The sequence below is a fragment of the Kitasatospora sp. NPDC127060 genome, assembly GCF_042724935.1.
Classification (GTDB): Bacteria; Actinomycetota; Actinomycetes; order Streptomycetales; family Streptomycetaceae; genus Kitasatospora.
The window spans coordinates 65,605-82,097 of the sequence record NZ_JBHXEG010000004.1 but is presented as its reverse complement, the minus strand read 5'-3'; the positions used below and the strand labels follow the sequence as shown (position 1 = coordinate 82,097).

Genomic DNA, 16,493 nt, shown 5'->3' with positions numbered 1-16,493 from the left:
ATGGCCCAGCCCGAGCAGACGCCCCACACCGCCGCCGTCCCCGCGGCCGACACCGCCTTCCGCAGCGCCCTGGACGTCGTGGCCGGCGTCGAGCCGCGGATCGCCGCCGCCATCGGCCAGGAGCTGGCGGACCAGCGCGCCTCGCTCAAGCTGATCGCCAGTGAGAACTACGCCTCCCCGGCCGTCCTGCTCACCATGGGCAACTGGCTCAGCGACAAGTACGCCGAGGGTACCGTCGGCCGCCGCTTCTACGCCGGCTGCCGCAACGTCGACACCGTCGAGGCGATCGCCGCCGAGCACGCCCGCGAACTGTTCGGCGCCGAACACGCCTACGTCCAGCCGCACTCGGGCATCGACGCCAACCTCACCGCCTTCTGGGCCGTCCTCTCCCAGCGGGTCGAGAGCCCGGCCCTGGAGCGCGCTGCGGTGCGCAACGTCAACGACCTCACCGAGCAGGACTGGGCGGAGCTGCGCCGGGAACTCGGCAACCAGCGCATGCTCGGCATGTCCCTGGACACCGGCGGCCACCTCACCCACGGCTTCCGCCCCAACATCTCGGGCAAGATGTTCGAGCAGCGCAGCTACGGCACCGACCCGGTCACCGGCCTGATCGACTACGACGCGCTGCGCGAGACCGCCCGCGAGTTCCGCCCGCTGATCCTGGTGGCCGGCTACTCCGCCTACCCGCGGCTGGTGAACTTCCGCAAGATGCGGGAGATCGCGGACGAGGTCGGCGCGACCCTCATGGTCGACATGGCGCACTTCGCCGGCCTGGTCGCGGGCAAGGTGCTGACCGGTGATCACGACCCGGTGCCGCACGCCCACATCGTCACCACCACCACCCACAAGTCGCTGCGCGGCCCGCGCGGTGGCATGGTGCTCAGCACCGCCGAGCTGGCCGAGCACGTCGACCGCGGCTGCCCGCTGGTGCTCGGGGGCCCGCTCTCGCACGTCATGGCGGCCAAGGCCGTCGCCCTCGCCGAGGCCCGCCGCCCCGAGTTCCGGGCCTACGCCCGCGCGGTGGTGGACAACGCCCAGGCGCTGGCCGAGGGCCTGCTGCGCCGCGGTGGCAAGCTGGTCACCGGCGGCACCGACAACCACCTGGTGCTCGCCGACGTCTCCGGCTACGGCCTGACTGGCCGTCAGGCCGAGGCGGCGCTGCTGGACTCGGGCATCGTCACCAACCGCAACTCCGTCCCGCAGGACCCGAACGGCGCCTGGTACACCTCGGGCGTGCGGCTGGGCACCCCGGCGCTCACCACCCGCGGCCTGGGCGCCGCCGAGATGGACGAGATCGCCGCCCTGATCGACACCGTCCTGCGCGGCACCACCCCCACCACCACCGCCAACGGCGCCCCGTCCAAGGCGAACTACGCCCTCGACGAGTCCCTCCGCGACGGCGTCGCCAAGCGTGCCGCCGACCTCCTGGCGCCCTTCCCGCTCTACCCGGGCGTCGACCTGGTCTGACCGGGCGTCGGACCTGGTCTGACCGGGGCCCGGCGGGCTCGGCGCGGAAATACCCCGACCCGGGGCCACCGACCAGCGGTTCGGCGGCCCCGGGCCAACCCGACTAGTACTGAAGCGACTTGTAGGTCAGGAACTCCTCCAGCCCGTGCCGGCCCAGTTCACGGCCGAGCCCGGAGTTCTTGTAACCGCCGAACGGAGCCAGCGGGTTGAACCGGCCGCCGTTGAGGTCGACCTGGCCGGTGTCCAGCCGACGGGCGAAGGCGGCGGCGGTGGCGGTGTCCGCGGCCCAGACGCCGCCCGCCAGGCCGTAGTCGGTGCCGTTGGCGATCTCGACGGCGTGGTCCTCGTCGCGGTAGGCGAGCACGGTGAGGACCGGGCCGAAGATCTCCTCCTGGGCCACCGCCATGTCCGGGGTGACGTCGGCGAGGACGGTCGGCCGGACGTAGAAGCCGGCCGGGAGCCCGGCCAGTGGCTCCGGGCCGCCGGCCACCAGCCGGGCGCCCTGGGCGAGCGCGCCCTCCAGATGGCCGCGCACCCGGTCCAGCTGCCGGGCGTTGACCAGTGGGCCGATCCGGGTCTGCGGGTCGGCCGGGTCACCCGGCACGTACTTCTCGGCGGCCTTGGCGGCGATCGCGAGCGCCTCCTCGTACTGGTCCCGGTGCACCAGCAGCCGGGTCCAGGCGCTGCACGTCTGACCGGAGTTGGCGAACACGTTGGCCACGTTCACGTTCACCGCCCGGGTCAGGTCGGCACCCGGCAGCACCACGTTGGCGGACTTGCCGCCGAGCTCCAGCGTGACCCGCTTCAGCCCGCGCCCGGCCGTCTCGGCGACCTCCCGGCCGACGGCGGTGGAGCCGGTGAAGGACACCACACCCACCTCCGGATGGGCGGCGAGCGCCGCGCCCGCGACCGTTCCGGTGCCGGTCACCAGGTTGAACACCCCGGCGGGGAAGCCGGCTTCGTGCACCAGCCGGGCGAAGAGCCGGGCCACCAGCGGGGTGTCCTCGGCGGGCTTGAGGACCACCGGGCAGCCGGCCGCCAGCGCCGGGACGACCTTGGCCACGATCTGGTGCAAGGGGTAGTTCCACGGCGTGATCGCCGCGACCACCCCGGCCGGCTCGGCGAGCACCACCGAGTTGCCGATCCGCTCCTCGAAGGGGTGCTCGGCCAGCAGGGTCAGGTAGGAGGTCGCCACGGTCAGTGGCAGCCCGGCGTGCACGGCCCCGGCGAAGCCGACCGGGGCGCCCAGCTCGGCCACCACGGTCGCGGTGATCTCGCCCTGGGCCTCGGCTATCCCGTCCCGCAGCCGGGTCAGCAGCGTGAGCCGCTCCTCCCGGGTGGTGTCGGCCCAGCCCCGGGCCGCCCGGCGGGCCGCCGCGACCGCGGCGTCGACATCGGCCGCCGCGCCCGCCGGCACGGTGGCGAGCACCTGCCCGTTCGCCGGGTTCAGCACGGTGATCGACCCGGAGTCCCCGGAGGGCCGCCAGGCGCCGTCGATGTACTGGTCGCGGTACTCCGCGTACTCCTGCTGCTGCACGGGTCGTCCTCTCAGCTGGTCAGCCGTCTTAACTAACAGCGCTAGTCGGGAGCTCAGTCAAGGCGGCCGGACGACCGCGCGCAAGAGTCGACCCCGCCGCGTGGACCGGCCGGTCACCCAGGGGCGAACCCGCCCGGTGCACACGACGGAAACGCTTCGATCCCCACCACCGCACCGCCGCCGCCCGCCACCGGCCCTACCCCGAAGCAGAGTTGACGGCACGCCCGTCGGACTCCCGAGCCCGGCACCCGGCCCGCTCCTCGCCAACTCCTCGACCGGCTCACCGGCCGACGGCCCGTCATACCGACCCGTCGGCTCCCAGACCGGGACACAAGGGGACGGGTCCACCGGGCCGGCCGGGGTCCCCTCCGGCGGCGGACCCGCGGGTTCCGCGATTCCACAATTCGAGACGCGAAAGGCCTCCTCATCGCCCGGGCACCCGCTGTAGATTGCAGCGAACTCCGTGGTGGGGCCTACTGTCGGTGGGGGGGTCGACTCGTGTACGGCCGGTTGCCCGGCTCGTCCCCGTGGCCGGGAAGGCCCTCACCGCGCCGAGGTGAGGCTCAGAACCCGCAGGTCATCCGTACCGCTAAGGAGCATCCCGTGACCGACACCGCGTTGAAGGGCGAATCGCGGCAGCCCGGCGAACCGACCGTGTTGGAAGACGTCCCGGGATGGTTCTGGGACCACGACCGGCACTCCTTCGAGTGGTTCCTCGGCCGGCAGGCCAAGCAGGGCGTCACGGGTGACCTGATGGAGATGGGCGCCTACCTGGGCCGCAGCGCCATCGTGATAGGCGAGCACCTCCGGCCCGGCGAGACCTTCACGGTCTGCGACCTCTTCGATTCGGACGCCCCGGACGAGGAGAACTCCACCGAGATGTCCATCTCCTACCGCAAGACCCTCACCCGGTCGGCCTTCGAGACCAACTACCTGGCCTTCCACGAGGAACTGCCGGAGATCATCCAGGCCCCGACCTCGGTGCTCGCGGGCGGACGGGTCGCGGCCGGGGCGTACCGTTTCATCCACATCGACGCCTCGCACCTCTACGAGCACGTGGTGGGCGACCTCCAGGTGGCCCGGACCGCACTGCAGGACCAGGGCGTCGTGGTGCTGGACGACTACCGTTCCCAGCACACCCCCGGCGTCGCGGCCGCGACCTGGGAGGCGGTGTTCAACCACGGCCTCCGGCCGATCATGCTCACCGAGTGCAAGTTCTACGGCACCTGGGGCGACCCGGAGCCGTTCCAGCGCGACCTGCTCGACCGGGTGGACCTCGCGGCCGGCTGTCACCTGAGCACCGAGACCCTCAACGGCCGGCAACTGCTGCGGATGACCGGCAGCTCGGAGGGCATCCGGCCGTTCCGCGGCTCCCGCTACCTGCAGCGACTGGGCGGCGGGCAGCCGGAGTCCCGCGGCTCGCTCCGGACGGCCCAGGACGAGGCCGCGCTCGACCTCGCCGTCCGCCGCGCCCGCGCCGCCGAGGCGCGCCGCCCGGTCAACGTCGCCAAGCGCGCCGCCAAGGACCTCCTGCCCCCGGTCGTCGCCTCCGCGATCCGCCGCGCCCGCCGCGGCTGACCGGCCCCGCGGCTTCTCCCCCCACCCCCACCCCACCAACGCCGAAGGGGCCGGACTCCCGACCGGCCCCTTCGCAGCACGTACCCGCTCAGACCCGCGAAGGCTCCGCAGCCCCGGCGGCGGCCTCAGCCGTCGCCTCGGCCTCCAGCTCACGACGCACCTCGGCCAGCGAGGGGTTCGCCCAGGCGCTCGCGACACCCCAGTGGTAGAACGCCAGCCCGATCGCGGCCACGATCAGCAGGTCCCAGCCCTCCGGCAGGTAGCCGTGCCCGCCGAAGTCGGCACTGCCGGCCCAGGAGGTCCCGGCCATCACGAACAGGTAGCCGACCATCCAGGCACCCGCCTTCAGGTGCGGCTTCAGCTCGGAGAACGGCTTGCGCAGCTCGTACCAGGCCCAGATCGGCAGCCCGGCGGCCATCAGCAGGATGACCTTGCCGGTGAGCGGCCAGCGGGCCCAGTACAGCACCAGCGAGCCGAAGACCATCGCGACCGGAGCGATCACCGGCATGGCCTTGAGCTTCACCGGCCGCGCCAGGTCCGGGGCGAGGCGGCGCAGCGCCATCACCGCGACCGGGCCGGTGATGTACGAGATCACGGTGGCCACCGAGACGATCTCGGCCAGCGAGCCCCAGCCGCGGAAGACCGCGAGGAACAGGAAGGCGACCACCAGGTTGAGCAGCAGCGCGGGGCGCGGGATGCCGGTCTTGGCGTCGACCTTGCCGAAGATCTTCGGCAGGTGGCCGTTCTCCTGCACGCCGTGGATCATGCGCGAGGTGGTGGCGGCGTAGATCATGCCGGTGCCGGACGGCGAGATGAAGGCGTCCGCGTACAGCACGATCGCGAGCCAGTTCATGCCCCAGGCGATCGACAGGTCCGCCAGCGGCGAGGTGTAGGCGAGGTTGCTCCAGCCCTGCGACAGGTCGCCGGCCGGGATGGCGCCCAGGAAGGCGATCTGCAGCGCGACGTAGATCACCAGGGCGATCAGGATCGAGCCGATGACGGCCTTCGGCAGCGACTTGCCCGGGTTGCGGGCCTCGCCGGCCAGGTTGAGCGGCGACTGGAAACCGTTGAAGGCCCAGACGATGCCGGAGACGGCGACGGCGGTGAACACCGCGCTCCAGCCGTTCGGCGCGAAGCCGCCGTGGTCGGTGAAGTGCGCGGTGTCGAAGTGCGCGAAGAGCAGCGCACCGGCGGTCAGCGTCGGCACGACGACCTTGAACACGGTGATCGCCGTGTTGGTCTTGGCGAACAGCGTGATCGCGAACCAGTTGAGGGCGAAGTAGACGACGAGCAGCACGCTCGCCAACGCCACCCCGCTGAGGGTGAGCTCCTTGCCGTCGTACAAGCCCTTGGCCCAGCCGAAGTGCCAGGAGCTCATGTACTGGACGGACGCGGTGGCCTCACCCGGGATGACCGAGACGATGGCGATCCAGTTGGCCCAGGCGGCCAGGTAGCCGGCCAGCGAGCCGTGCGAGTACTGGCCGTAACGGACCATGCCGCCGGCCTTGGGGAACATCGAACCCAGCTCGCTGTACGTGAGGGCGATGGTGAGCGCCACGGCGGCGCCGATCACCCAGGCGAGGATCGAGGCGGGGCCGGCCAGCTTGGCCGCCCGCTCGGCACCGAACAGCCAGCCGGAACCGATGATCGACCCCAGTCCGACCGCTGTCAGGCTGATCGTGCCGAGCGATCGGCGGTAGTTCTGGTGTGATGCCGTCGACGAATCGGGCTCACTCAACGTATCGGTCCTCTCGCTCGGGGTTCAGCGGATGGTGTCGGTGCTTTTACGGTTTTGAGTCGGTATTCCGGACAAACCCCAGCAGCCTATGGTTCGAAATGGGGCGAAAACCTCAGGGGAAGCTCAAACCGCCCGATCGTTGCCATCTCGTGTCCGGTTTTCGGACCCTTCGGACCGCTCAGCGAGACCGACGCCACACCGCCGACCGGCAGTGGATCAAGGGAGAGGGCCGACCACGGCCGGAAAAAGGAAATTCCCCGTGGGATCCTTTCGGATTCCACGGGGAATTTCGATTGTGTCCGAGGGGGGACTTGAACCCCCACGCCCGATAAAGGGCACTAGCACCTCAAGCTAGCGCGTCTGCCATTCCGCCACCCGGACAGGGTGCGCGCTTCGGGGGCTTTTCTCTCGCCCCCTCGGCGACAGAGAGAACATTACCAGGGTTCTGGAGTGCTTCTCACCTGCGTTTCCTCGGCCCCGACGACGCCTCCGGGCCCGGCCCCCACCGCGCCCCACCCACGACCCCCGAGCCCGACCGCGCCCCCACCGGGACGCCCGGCCCGCCCGGACTGGCTGGAACGCCTCGCGTACGCGCTCGAATCCCGTCCGAAGCGATGGCGAGCGCGAAGCAAACGATCGGTTCCGCCCCAACCAGCGGTCGAACCCAGTCGGAACCGATCCGACACGGGCAACTTGTCGACCCTGCCCCGGCCGCGCCGACCGCTCTCCTAGCCTCTGTGGACCGAGGGCGCCATGAGCGGATCGCCTGATTCCCGGATCGCGGACGTAGCTGACGAAGCGGACGAAGGGCGGCTGGACGTGGAGCAGATCAGCGGGGCGGCGAAGGCCGAGCCGAGACCCGGCGGCCGGGCCGGCGGGCGGCAGTCCGCCGGTGGTCCCGTCGAGGGCGTGTGGCGTTTCCCGGTGCCCGCCGTCGAGGCCTCCGTGCCGCGCACCCGCCACGCGGTTCGCGACCGCCTGCTGGCCCAGGGCATGGCCGGGGTGCGCTACCAGGAACTGGTGGACGACGTGCTGCTGATCGTCTCGGAGCTGGTCGGCAACGCGGTGAAGCACGCGGCCGAGCTGTCACCCGAGGTGACCACCGAGCTGTCGGTGCGCCGGGGCTGGGTGCGGGTCTCGGTCGAGGACGGCGACCCGTACCGGCCGAAGGCCCTGGAGAGCGACACCGGCCGCACCGGCGGTCGCGGCCTGCTGCTGGTGAAGAGCATCACCCTGCAGGCCGGTGGGGTGTGCGACGTCGAGCACACGGGGGAGGGCGGCAAGGTCATCTGGGCCTCGCTGCCCGTCCCCCCGGAGCCCGGGCACTGACGGCGGCCCCCACGGGGGCGCGGCCGCTACCAGTCCCGGCCGGCGATCTCCCGGATCCCCGGCAGCGCGGCCTCGAAGACGGTCTCGAACCAGACCGAGAACGGCCGCTCGGCCCGCAGCTCGCGCAGTTCCTGGGCGGTGACGAAGGCGACGTCGTCGACCTCCTCCGGGGCCGGCTCGACCGGGGCGGTGACCAGCCCGACGAACAGGTGGTTCCACTCCCGCTCGATCAGCCCGGTGGCCTCGTCCGGCAGGTCGTAGCGGACCGTCCCGGCTTCGCAGAGCAGCGCCGGTGCGACCCCCAGCTCCTCGGCGGTGCGCCGGGCGGCGGCGACGAACGGCCGCTCGTCCGGGTACGGGTGCCCGCAGCAGGTGTTCGACCAGACTCCGGGGGAGTGGTACTTGCTGAGCGCCCGGCGCTGCAGCAGCAGCCGGCCCTGGCGGTCGAAGAGGAACACCGAGAAGGCCCGGTGCAGCCGGCCCGGCTGCTGGTGGGCCCAGTGCTTCTCGGCGGTGCCGATGGTGACGCCCTCGTCGTCGACCAGTTCCAGCATGATCTCGCTGCCCGCGGGGGCGGCGGAGGCCCGGGGATCGGCCGTCACGTCTGTCTCCACGTCCAGGCCGGTGTCGATCTCGGCGGCGAAGTGTGTCGGGTCGGTCGGCGGACTCTGGGGCATGGGGCCTCTTTCGGGAGCGGGAGCAACGGGAGCATCGGGTGCGTCGTGCGGCACCTGGTGGGGTGCGCGGGACGCAGCGGGGGCACCGGCGCCGGCGTCGGGCTCCAGTCTGCCGTATGGGTGGCGGTCCGGACGGGTCCCACGCAGAACCGGGCGGATCATGGCCCGGGGCGTCCCGATCCGTGCAGGGAGCGGTCCGGGACGCCCCCGGAAGGGTCATTCGTCCCGAAGGCCAGTTCGGTATCCGTTCCAATCCTGTTCGATCACCGCTCCTCCACTCCGCCGCCACCTCACCGTCTCCGGCCGGGTTCGGGCGGGTCGTCCGGGTCGCCTACCATCGCTTACGACACGCTGCCCGGATCTGTGCCGGTCCGGCGCGCCGCCGCCGGGCCCGGCCGAACGCCGGTCCGGTGGGCAACAGCGCCGCCGGACCCGTCGGCACGTCCCCGCGCGCACAGCACGACGCACGACGGATCAGGAGACCCCGCATGATCGGCCTCGTTCTGGCAGCCGGCGCCGGCCGCCGGCTGCGCCCGTACACCGACACCCTGCCCAAGGCGCTGGTGCCGGTCGACGGGGAGCGGACCGTCCTGGACCTCACCCTCGGCAACTTCGCCGAGGTCGGACTGCGCGAGGCGGCGATCGTCGTCGGCTACCGCAAGGAGGCGGTGTACGACCGCAAGGACGCCCTGGAGAACAAGTACGGCGTCAAGCTCCACCTGGTCGAGAACGACAAGGCCGAGGAGTGGAACAACGCGTACTCGCTCTGGTGCGCCCGCGACCTCTTCGCCGAGGGCCTGCTGCTGGCCAATGGCGACACCGTCCACCCGGCCTCGGTGCAGCGCACCATGCTGGAGGGCAACCGGCGCCTCACCGAGAACGGCGCGGCCCCCGGCATCCTGCTCGCCCTCGACACGGTGAAGAAGCTCGCCGACGAGGAGATGAAGGTCGTCGTCGACCCGGCCGCCGGCATGCGCCGGATCACCAAGCTGATGGACCCGGTCGAGGCGACCGGCGAGTACATCGGCGTCACCGTGATCAACCCGGCCGCCGCCGCCGACCTCACCGACGCGCTGCGGGCCACCTACGAGCGCGACCCGCAGCTGTACTACGAGGACGGCTACCAGGAGATGGTCGACCGGGGCCTGCGGATCGACGTGCAGCCGATCGGCGAGGTGTCCTGGGTCGAGGTCGACAACCACGACGACCTGGCGAAGGCGCGGGAGATCGCGTGCCAGTACTGACCCGACTGGTCCCGTCGCCGCTGTTCGCCGAGATCCGCCCGGGCGCGCTGGACGCGCTCGGCGGCATCCTGGCGGACCAGCGGCTGTCGGCCTCGGGCCGGATCGCGGTGGCGATCAGCAACGGCTCCGGCGCCGCGATGCGCGAGCGCCTGGAGCCGGCCCTGCCCGGCGCCGACTGGTTCAACGTGGACGACGGCAGCCTCGACAGCGCGGTGCGCTTCGCCGAGGAGATGCGCGGCAAGCACTACGACGCGGTCGTCGGCCTCGGCGGCGGCAAGATCATCGACGCCGCCAAGTACGCCGCCGCCCGGGTCGGCCTGCCGGTGGTCGCGGTCGCCACCAACCTGGCCCACGACGGCATCTGCTCGCCGGTCTCCACCCTCGACAACGACGCCGGCCGGGGCTCCTACGGGGTGCCCGGCCCGATCGGCATCATCGTCGACCTGGACGTGATCCGGCAGGCCCCCCAGCGCTTCGTGGCGGCCGGGATCGGCGACGTGATCTCCAACATCTCGGCCTGCGCGGACTGGGAGCTGTCGCACGCGGTCACCGGCGAACCGGTGGACGGACTGGCCGTGGCGATGGCCCGCTCGGCGGGCGAGAACCTGCTGCGGCACCCAGGAAACATTCAGGACCAGGACCTCCTGACGGCCCTCGCGGAAGCCCTGGTACTGTCCGGCATCGCGATGAACATCGCGGGCAGCACCCGGCCCTCGTCGGGCGCCTGCCACGAGATCTCGCATGCCCTGGACGTGCTGTACCCCAAGCGTTCCGCCCAGCACGGCGAACAGGTTGGCCTCGGCGCCGCGTTCGCCAGCTTCCTGCGGGGCGAGCGCGAGCTGACCGGTCTGATCGTGGAGCGCCTGGCGAGCCACGGCCTGCCGGTGACCGCGGCTCAGATCGGTTTCACCGAGGCGGAGTTCACCGAGGCGGTGCACTACGCTCCCAACACCCGCCCGGGGCGCTTCACCATCCTCGAACACCTCGACCTCTCCCCTTCCGCAATCAGGGACGCGTACGCCGACTATGTCCAAGCCGTCAACAGCTGACCCCTCCACCGCGGGCGCCGAGCGGCCCCCGGTGGACCTGACCCGCCGGCCCTCGATCGAGGAACTGCGCGCGGTGATCCACCCGGAGGGCATGCTCCAGCGCCGCAGTGCCGAGCACTGGGCCGGGCGCCTGTACATGCGGAAGATCTCGCTGCGGATCACCCGCGTGCTGTCCACCATGACGGCGATCACGCCCAACGGCCTGACCTACCTGATGATGCTCACCGGCATCCTGGGCGGCGCCGCGCTGGTCGTGCCGGGCATCACCGGCGCCGTCCTGGGCGCCCTGCTGATCCAGGTCTACCTGCTGCTGGACTGCGTGGACGGCGAGGTGGCCCGCTGGCGCCGGCAGACCTCGCTCACCGGCGTCTACCTGGACCGGGTCGGCCACTACATGTCCGAGGCGGCCCTGCTGACCGGTCTCGGCCTGCGCGCCACCGACCTGCTGCACCGCGAGGGCAGCGGCTCCCACTGGGAGTGGGCGTTCCTGGGCACGCTGGCCGCGCTCGGCGCGATCCTGATCAAGTCCGAGACGGACCTGGTGGATGTGGCCCGCGCCCGCAGCGGCATGACGGCCGTCGAGGACAGCGCCTCGGTGCCGCGCTCGGCCTCGGTGGCCAAGGCCCGTCGGGTCGCCTCGTTGCTGAAGTTCCACCGCCTGGTCGGCGCGGTCGAGGCCTCGCTGTTCATCCTGGCGGCCGGGATCGCCGACACCGTGCACGGCGGGCTGTTCTTCACCCGGCTCGCGGTCGTGGTGCTGGCCGCGATCGCCATGCTGCAGACCGTGCTGCACCTGCTGAGCATCGTCCTCTCGAGCAGGCTGCGGTGAACGAGATGAACGAGCGGAGCGAGTCCATGATCGAGAGGTGCGCGCGGGCATGAGCACTTCCACCACCGCGGCGGACTTCCGCCTCGGCGTCGTCATCATCACCATGGGCAACCGGCCCGCCGAGCTGAACGCCCTGATCGAGTCGGTCCGCGCCCAGGAGGGCCCGGCGGTCGAGTTCGCCGTGGTCGGCCAGGGCGTCGAGCTGCCCCCGCTGCCCGCGGGCGTGCGCACCGTCGCGCTGCCGGAGAACCTCGGCATCCCGGGCGGGCGCAACGTCGGCATCGAGCTGTTCGGGCCGCACGGCCGGGAGGTGGACGCCGTCCTCTTCCTGGACGACGACGGGCTGCTGCCGCGCACCGACTCGGCCCGCCTGCTGCGCGAGGCCTTCACCGCCGACCCGGAGCTGGGCATCGTGTCCTTCCGGATCGAGGACCCGGACACCGGGGTCACCCAGCGCCGGCACGTCCCCCGGCTGCGCGCCAGCGACCCGCTGCGCTCCTCCCGGGTGACCACCTTCCTCGGCGGCGCGAGCGCCGTGCGCTGCAAGGTGTTCGAGCAGGCCGGGCAGCTGCCCGCCGAGTTCTTCTACGCCCACGAGGAGACCGACCTCGCGTGGCGCGCACTGGACGCCGGCTGGGCCATCGACTACCGGGCGGACGTGGTGCTGCACCACCCCGCGACCTCGCCGGCCCGGCACGCCGCCTACTTCCACAACGTGGCCCGTAACCGGGTCTGGCTCGCGAGGCGGAACCTTCCGGCCCCGTTGGTGCCTCTCTATCTGGGAACCTGGTTTCTGCTGACCCTGGCCCGACGCCCCTCCGCGGAGGGGCTGAAGGCCTGGCTGGGCGGATTCCGGGCGGGCTTCCGCGAACCCTGCGGTCCGCGGCGGCCCATGCGATGGCGGACCGTCTGGCGACTGACCAGGATGGGCCGACCTCCGATCATCTGATTGGATCGAGAGATCGATCGCCGCGGCCGGTGGCCACACACCGGCCGGAACCTCCCCCGTGATCCCAGTGGATCCCCATCGGCGCAAGGCCGGCGGACCCCCGCCGACCGGCCGCCCCGACAGATCCCGCGCGAAGGACGAATGTGTCGACAGTGAGTGAACCCGTCAGCCTCTCAGCCCCGAGGGGGGCGGACGCGGGCCTGACCCCCAAGCAGCTTGCGGACAAGTACGGCCTGTCGGTGAGCGGTGCCCGGCCGGGCCTGTTCGCCTACACCAAGCAGCTCTGGGCCCGGCGCCACTTCATCTGGGCCTTCGCCACCGCCCGCCTGGTGGCCCAGTACACGGACGCCAAGCTGGGCCAGCTCTGGCAGGTCGTGACCCCGCTGCTCAACTGCGGTGTGTTCTACCTGGTCTTCGGTGTGATCCTGAAGAGCAAGGAAGGCTTCCCGCCGAACACCTACATCGCCTGGCTCTGCATCGGTGTCTTCGTCTTCCAGTTCACCCAGAACGCCGTGCAGTCCGGCACCCGGGCGATCTCGGACAACCTCGGCCTGATCCGCGCGCTGCACTTCCCGCGCGCCAGCCTGCCGATCGCCTTCACCGTGATCCAGCTCCAGCAGCTGCTGATCTCGATGGTGGTGCTGGTCGTCACCGTGCTGGCGGCCGGCATCACGCCGGGCTCCACCTGGCTGCTGATCATCCCGGCTCTGCTCCTGCAGACGATGTTCAACACCGGCGTCTCGCTGATCATGGCCCGGATCGGGGCCAAGACCAGTGACATCTCCCAGCTGATCCCGTTCGTGATGCGGGCCTGGATGTTCCTGTCCGGCGTGATGTTCAGCATCCAGGACCGGGTCCACAGCTGGCCGCACTACATCCAGGTGCTCTGCAACGTGAACCCGGCCTCGGTCTACATGGACCTGCTGCGGCACGCCTTCGCGCCGATCATCTACAACAAGCACCAGCCCGTGCACCAGTCGCTGCCGGCGCACCAGTGGACCTACGGCATCGCCTGGGCGGTCGGCATGTTCGTCATCGGATACGTCTTCTTCTGGAAGGCCGAGGAGGAGTACGGCCGTGGCTGACACCGACCTGAGCAAGCGCGACACCGTTGTGGACACCAAGGTGGCCCGCGAGCCCACCGTCGTCGTCGACGACGTGCACATCGTCTACCGGGTGCACGGCGCCGGATCCGGCAAGGGCAGCGCCACCTCGGCGCTGAGCCGCATCATCAGCCGCAAGCGCGCCGCCGGCGTGCGCGAGGTGCACGCGGTCAAGGGCATCAGCTTCACCGCGTACAAGGGCGAGGCCGTCGGCCTGATCGGCTCCAACGGCTCCGGCAAGTCGACCATGCTGGCCGCCATCGCGGGCCTGCTGCCGACCGAGAAGGGCGGCATCTACACCAACGGCCAGCCCTCGCTGCTGGGCGTCAACGCGGCCCTGATGAACGAGCTGAGCGGCGAGCGCAACGTCGTCCTGGGCTGCCTGGCGATGGGAATGTCCCCGGCCGACGTCCGGGCGCGCTACCAGGACATCGTCGACTTCTCCGGGATCAACGACAAGGGCGACTTCATCTCCCTGCCGATGCGCACCTACTCCTCCGGCATGGGCGCCCGGCTGCGCTTCTCGATCGCCGCCGCCAAGACCCACGACGTGCTGCTGATCGACGAGGCGCTGGCCACCGGTGACCAGGCCTTCCAGCAGCGCAGCAAGAAGCGCATCGACGAGCTGCGCGGCTCCGCCGGTACGGTCTTCCTGGTCAGCCACGACAACAACTCGATCCGCGAGGTCTGCGAGCGGACCATCTGGATCGAGGCGGGCGAGCTGGTCATGGACGGCCCGACCGAGGAGGTCGTCGGCCGGTACGAGCGCGGCGAGCGCCCGTAGCCCCGAAGAGTCCCGGCACCGAAGGGCCGGCCCCGGAACACTCCGGCGCCGGCCCTTCGGCGTGCCACCGCCGAACAGGCCCTACCCCGGGTGGCCCGCCGCCGCGGGGGTGAGCGCCACCGTGCGCCGGGCGGGGCGCTCTTCTCGGGCGCGGCGCGTGGTGTCAGGCTGGGGGCGCGGGGGTGGTGTGCCGTAGGTGACGCCCGCGCTCGGACGCGTGTCCGAGTCGGACCGGTGGTACCGAGCGGTGTAGAACGGGGGAGTGACTGCAGTGTCGGCTTCGGCCCAGCCCAGAGATACGCCGGTGAACCCCTCCGCGGGACAGACCCTGGAGAAGGCGGGGGCGGAGAACTTCCCGGTCGCCCCCTTCTTCCTGCCCGCGGCCTGGCGCGACGACCTGATGGCCGTCTACGGCTTCGCCCGGCTGGTCGACGACGCCGGTGACGGCGACCTGGCCGACCCGGCCGCCACCGCCGCCCTGCTCGGGCTCGAACGGCGGCCCCCCGCCACCCCTTCGGCCCAGTCCGGCCCGCCGAGCCCGGCGGAGGTCTCGTTCCGGCTCGCCCTGCTCGACGGACTGGAGCGCGACCTCGACCGGGTTTTCGAGACCGCCCTGCACTCCGGCGACGCCGAGCGGCCCCGCCACCCGCTGATGAGCGCCCTCGTCCCCGTGGTCGAGCGGCACGCCCTGACCCCCGAGCCGTTCCGCCGTCTGATCGAGGCCAACCGGGTGGACCAGACCACCGCGCGTTACGCCGGCTACGAGGACCTGGTCGGCTACTGCACGCTCTCCGCCGACCCGGTCGGCCGCCTGGTGCTCGCCATCGCGGGCGTCTCCACCCCCGAACGGATCGCCCTCTCCGACGCGATCTGCACCGCCCTCCAGGTGGTCGAACACCTGCAGGACGTGGCCGAGGACCTCTCCCGCGGCCGGATCTACCTCCCCACCGAGGACCTCGAACGCTTCGGCGTCTCCGAGGAGGAGCTCGCCGCCCCCAGCGCGACCGGAGCCGTCCGGGAGCTGATCGCCTTCGAGGCCGAACGGGCCCGCACCCTGCTCGACCGCGGCGCACCATTGGTAGGTACGGTTCGGGGGAGGCTTCGACTGCTCCTGGCGGGATTCACCGCAGGCGGCTACGCGGCCCTGGCGGCCATCGAGGACGCCGGGTACGACGTACTCGCGCAGCAGGCGAAGCCGGACAAGCGCCGCCTCGCAGCGAAGGCGGCGGCCATCTTCGCGAAGGGAAGGTGAACGCCCGAGTGGCGGCATCACCACTGGCGTCGGCCCCGGTCATGGCGGCGTACCGGTACTGCGAGGCAGTCACCGGACTGCAGGCACGCAACTTCAGCTACGGCATCCGCCTGCTGCCCGAGCCCAAGCGGCTGGCCATGTCGGCCCTGTACGCGCTGGCCCGCCGGGTCGACGACATCGGCGACGGCGACCTCCCGGCCGACCGCAAGGCCGAGGCGCTGGTGCGCACCCGGGAGCTGGTGGACGAGGTCCGCTCCGGTGCGGTCGCCGAGGACGACACCGACCCGATCAAGGTCGCCCTGGCCGACGCGGCCCGGCGCTTCCCGATCCCGCTCGGCGGGTTCGACGAGCTGATCGACGGCGTCGAGATGGACCTCAAGGGCGCCGAGTACCAGACGTACGAGGAGCTCAAGGTCTACTGCCGCTGCGTGGCCGGCGCCATCGGCCGGCTCTCGCTGGGCGTCTACGGCTGCGACGACCCCGAGCGCGGGGCGCACTACGCGGACGCCCTGGGCCTGGCCCTGCAGCTCACCAACATCCTGCGCGACCTGCGCGAGGACGCCCTGACCGGTCGTACCTACCTGCCCACCGAGGACTTGGTCCGGTTCGGCTGCGAGCAGGGCTTCGCGCTGCCCAAGCCGCCGGTCGGCGCCGACTTCACCGGACTGGTGGCCTTCGAGGCCGCCCGCGCCCAGGCCGCCTTCGAGGAGGGCCTGCGCCTGCTGCCGATGCTCGACCGCCGCAGCCGCGCCTGCACCGCCGCGATGGCCGGGATCTACCACCGGCTGCTCGGCCGGATCGCCGCCGACCCCGAGTCGGTGCTGCGCGGCCGGGTCTCGCTCCCGGGCTGGGAGAAGGCGTACGTCGCGCTTTCCGGGCTCGCCGGGGGGCGTTCTTGATTCTCGCCACGCTTCTGTCACGCTGTGTCAGCGGGGAATCACATCCGGGTGGGAGCGT

At 71.7% G+C, this 16,493-nt stretch carries 14 protein-coding genes and 1 tRNA gene; 11 read left to right on the top strand and 4 right to left on the bottom strand.

The genetic code is table 11. The annotated features are described in order from the left end of the window. Nucleotides 1-1,467: a glycine hydroxymethyltransferase gene (locus tag ACFWIS_RS04305; RefSeq protein WP_380453268.1), complete on the top strand. Its 1,467-nt coding sequence runs from the start codon at nt 1-3 to the stop codon at nt 1,465-1,467. 103 nt (nt 1,468-1,570) lie between these two features. Here the strand turns inward: ACFWIS_RS04305 and ACFWIS_RS04300 are convergent, their stop codons facing one another. Then, nucleotides 1,571-3,004 (bottom strand): aldehyde dehydrogenase family protein, encoded by a 1,434-nt coding sequence (locus tag ACFWIS_RS04300; protein WP_380453266.1) that lies wholly within the window; start codon nt 3,002-3,004, stop codon nt 1,571-1,573. Nucleotides 3,005-3,607: 603 nt separating this feature from the next. On the opposite strand from ACFWIS_RS04300, the gene ACFWIS_RS04295 reads away from it, so the two are divergent. Beyond that, on the top strand, nt 3,608-4,582 hold the full coding sequence (locus ACFWIS_RS04295) for a class I SAM-dependent methyltransferase (protein ID WP_380453264.1): 975 nt from the start codon (nt 3,608-3,610) through the stop codon (nt 4,580-4,582). 88 nt (nt 4,583-4,670) lie between these two features. Here ACFWIS_RS04295 and ACFWIS_RS04290 read toward each other — a convergent pair whose 3' ends face one another. Together ACFWIS_RS04290 and ACFWIS_RS04285 are read right to left on the bottom strand one after the other, a co-directional pair. After that, nucleotides 4,671-6,320, bottom strand: coding sequence for an APC family permease (locus ACFWIS_RS04290; RefSeq protein WP_380453262.1), 1,650 nt, complete (start codon nt 6,318-6,320; stop codon nt 4,671-4,673). Between the two features lie 296 nt (nt 6,321-6,616). Next, nucleotides 6,617-6,701 (bottom strand) — tRNA-Leu (locus tag ACFWIS_RS04285). Between the two features lie 372 nt (nt 6,702-7,073). On the opposite strand from ACFWIS_RS04285, the gene ACFWIS_RS04280 reads away from it, so the two are divergent. Next, nucleotides 7,074-7,649, top strand: a complete 576-nt coding sequence (locus ACFWIS_RS04280) for an ATP-binding protein (protein ID WP_380453260.1) — start codon at nt 7,074-7,076, stop codon at nt 7,647-7,649. 26 nt (nt 7,650-7,675) lie between these two features. Here ACFWIS_RS04280 and idi read toward each other — a convergent pair whose 3' ends face one another. Further along, nucleotides 7,676-8,203 carry an isopentenyl-diphosphate Delta-isomerase gene (idi, locus tag ACFWIS_RS04275; RefSeq protein WP_380453314.1) on the bottom strand — a complete coding sequence of 176 codons (528 nt, stop codon included), beginning with the start codon at nt 8,201-8,203 and terminating at the stop codon, nt 7,676-7,678. 611 nt (nt 8,204-8,814) lie between these two features. Here idi and ACFWIS_RS04270 point away from each other — a divergent pair. From ACFWIS_RS04270 to hpnD, 8 genes are all read left to right on the top strand, one after another. After that, nucleotides 8,815-9,570, top strand: coding sequence for a sugar phosphate nucleotidyltransferase (locus tag ACFWIS_RS04270; RefSeq protein WP_380453258.1), 756 nt, complete (start codon nt 8,815-8,817; stop codon nt 9,568-9,570). Beyond that, the gene (locus tag ACFWIS_RS04265; RefSeq protein ID WP_380453256.1) at nt 9,558-10,619 is read left to right on the top strand and encodes an iron-containing alcohol dehydrogenase family protein; all 1,062 of its coding nucleotides are present in this window, start codon (nt 9,558-9,560) and stop codon (nt 10,617-10,619) included. Before ACFWIS_RS04270 ends, ACFWIS_RS04265 begins: the two co-directional genes overlap by 13 nt. A 91-nt stretch (nt 10,620-10,710) precedes the next feature. Continuing rightward, nucleotides 10,711-11,448 (top strand): CDP-alcohol phosphatidyltransferase family protein, encoded by a 738-nt coding sequence (locus tag ACFWIS_RS04260; protein ID WP_380453312.1) that lies wholly within the window; start codon nt 10,711-10,713, stop codon nt 11,446-11,448. Between the two features lie 49 nt (nt 11,449-11,497). Then, complete coding sequence (locus ACFWIS_RS04255; RefSeq protein ID WP_380453254.1) at nt 11,498-12,397, top strand: glycosyltransferase family 2 protein; 900 nt, start codon at nt 11,498-11,500, stop codon at nt 12,395-12,397. A 143-nt stretch (nt 12,398-12,540) separates the two neighbouring features. Beyond that, a complete protein-coding gene (locus ACFWIS_RS04250; protein ID WP_380453252.1) occupies nt 12,541-13,482 on the top strand; it encodes an ABC transporter permease in 942 nt (313 codons plus the stop codon). After that, the gene (locus ACFWIS_RS04245; RefSeq protein WP_380453250.1) at nt 13,475-14,284 is read left to right on the top strand and encodes an ABC transporter ATP-binding protein; all 810 of its coding nucleotides are present in this window, start codon (nt 13,475-13,477) and stop codon (nt 14,282-14,284) included. The genes ACFWIS_RS04250 and ACFWIS_RS04245 overlap by 8 nt, the downstream gene beginning before the upstream one ends. Before the next feature lie 304 nt (nt 14,285-14,588). Next, complete coding sequence (hpnC, locus tag ACFWIS_RS04240) at nt 14,589-15,536, top strand: squalene synthase HpnC (RefSeq protein WP_380453248.1); 948 nt, start codon at nt 14,589-14,591, stop codon at nt 15,534-15,536. 41 nt (nt 15,537-15,577) lie between these two features. Then, nucleotides 15,578-16,435 carry a presqualene diphosphate synthase HpnD gene (gene hpnD / locus ACFWIS_RS04235; RefSeq protein WP_380453310.1) on the top strand — a complete coding sequence of 286 codons (858 nt, stop codon included), beginning with the start codon at nt 15,578-15,580 and terminating at the stop codon, nt 16,433-16,435. The last annotated feature ends 58 nt before the right edge of the window (nt 16,436-16,493 follow it).

What these genes read in the sequence shown, in the direction of transcription:
- ACFWIS_RS04305 (WP_380453268.1), top strand. Translation starts at nt 1, where the DNA reads ATGGCCCAGCCCGAGCAGACGCCCCACACCGCCGCCGTCCCCGCGGCC.
- ACFWIS_RS04280 (WP_380453260.1), top strand. Translation starts at nt 7,074, where the DNA reads ATGAGCGGATCGCCTGATTCCCGGATCGCGGACGTAGCTGACGAAGCG.
- idi (WP_380453314.1), bottom strand. Translation starts at nt 8,203, where the DNA reads ATGCTGGAACTGGTCGACGACGAGGGCGTCACCATCGGCACCGCCGAG.
- ACFWIS_RS04270 (WP_380453258.1), top strand. Translation starts at nt 8,815, where the DNA reads ATGATCGGCCTCGTTCTGGCAGCCGGCGCCGGCCGCCGGCTGCGCCCG.
- ACFWIS_RS04260 (WP_380453312.1), top strand. Translation starts at nt 10,711, where the DNA reads ATGCTCCAGCGCCGCAGTGCCGAGCACTGGGCCGGGCGCCTGTACATG.
- ACFWIS_RS04255 (WP_380453254.1), top strand. Translation starts at nt 11,498, where the DNA reads ATGAGCACTTCCACCACCGCGGCGGACTTCCGCCTCGGCGTCGTCATC.
- hpnD (WP_380453310.1), top strand. Translation starts at nt 15,578, where the DNA reads ATGGCGGCGTACCGGTACTGCGAGGCAGTCACCGGACTGCAGGCACGC.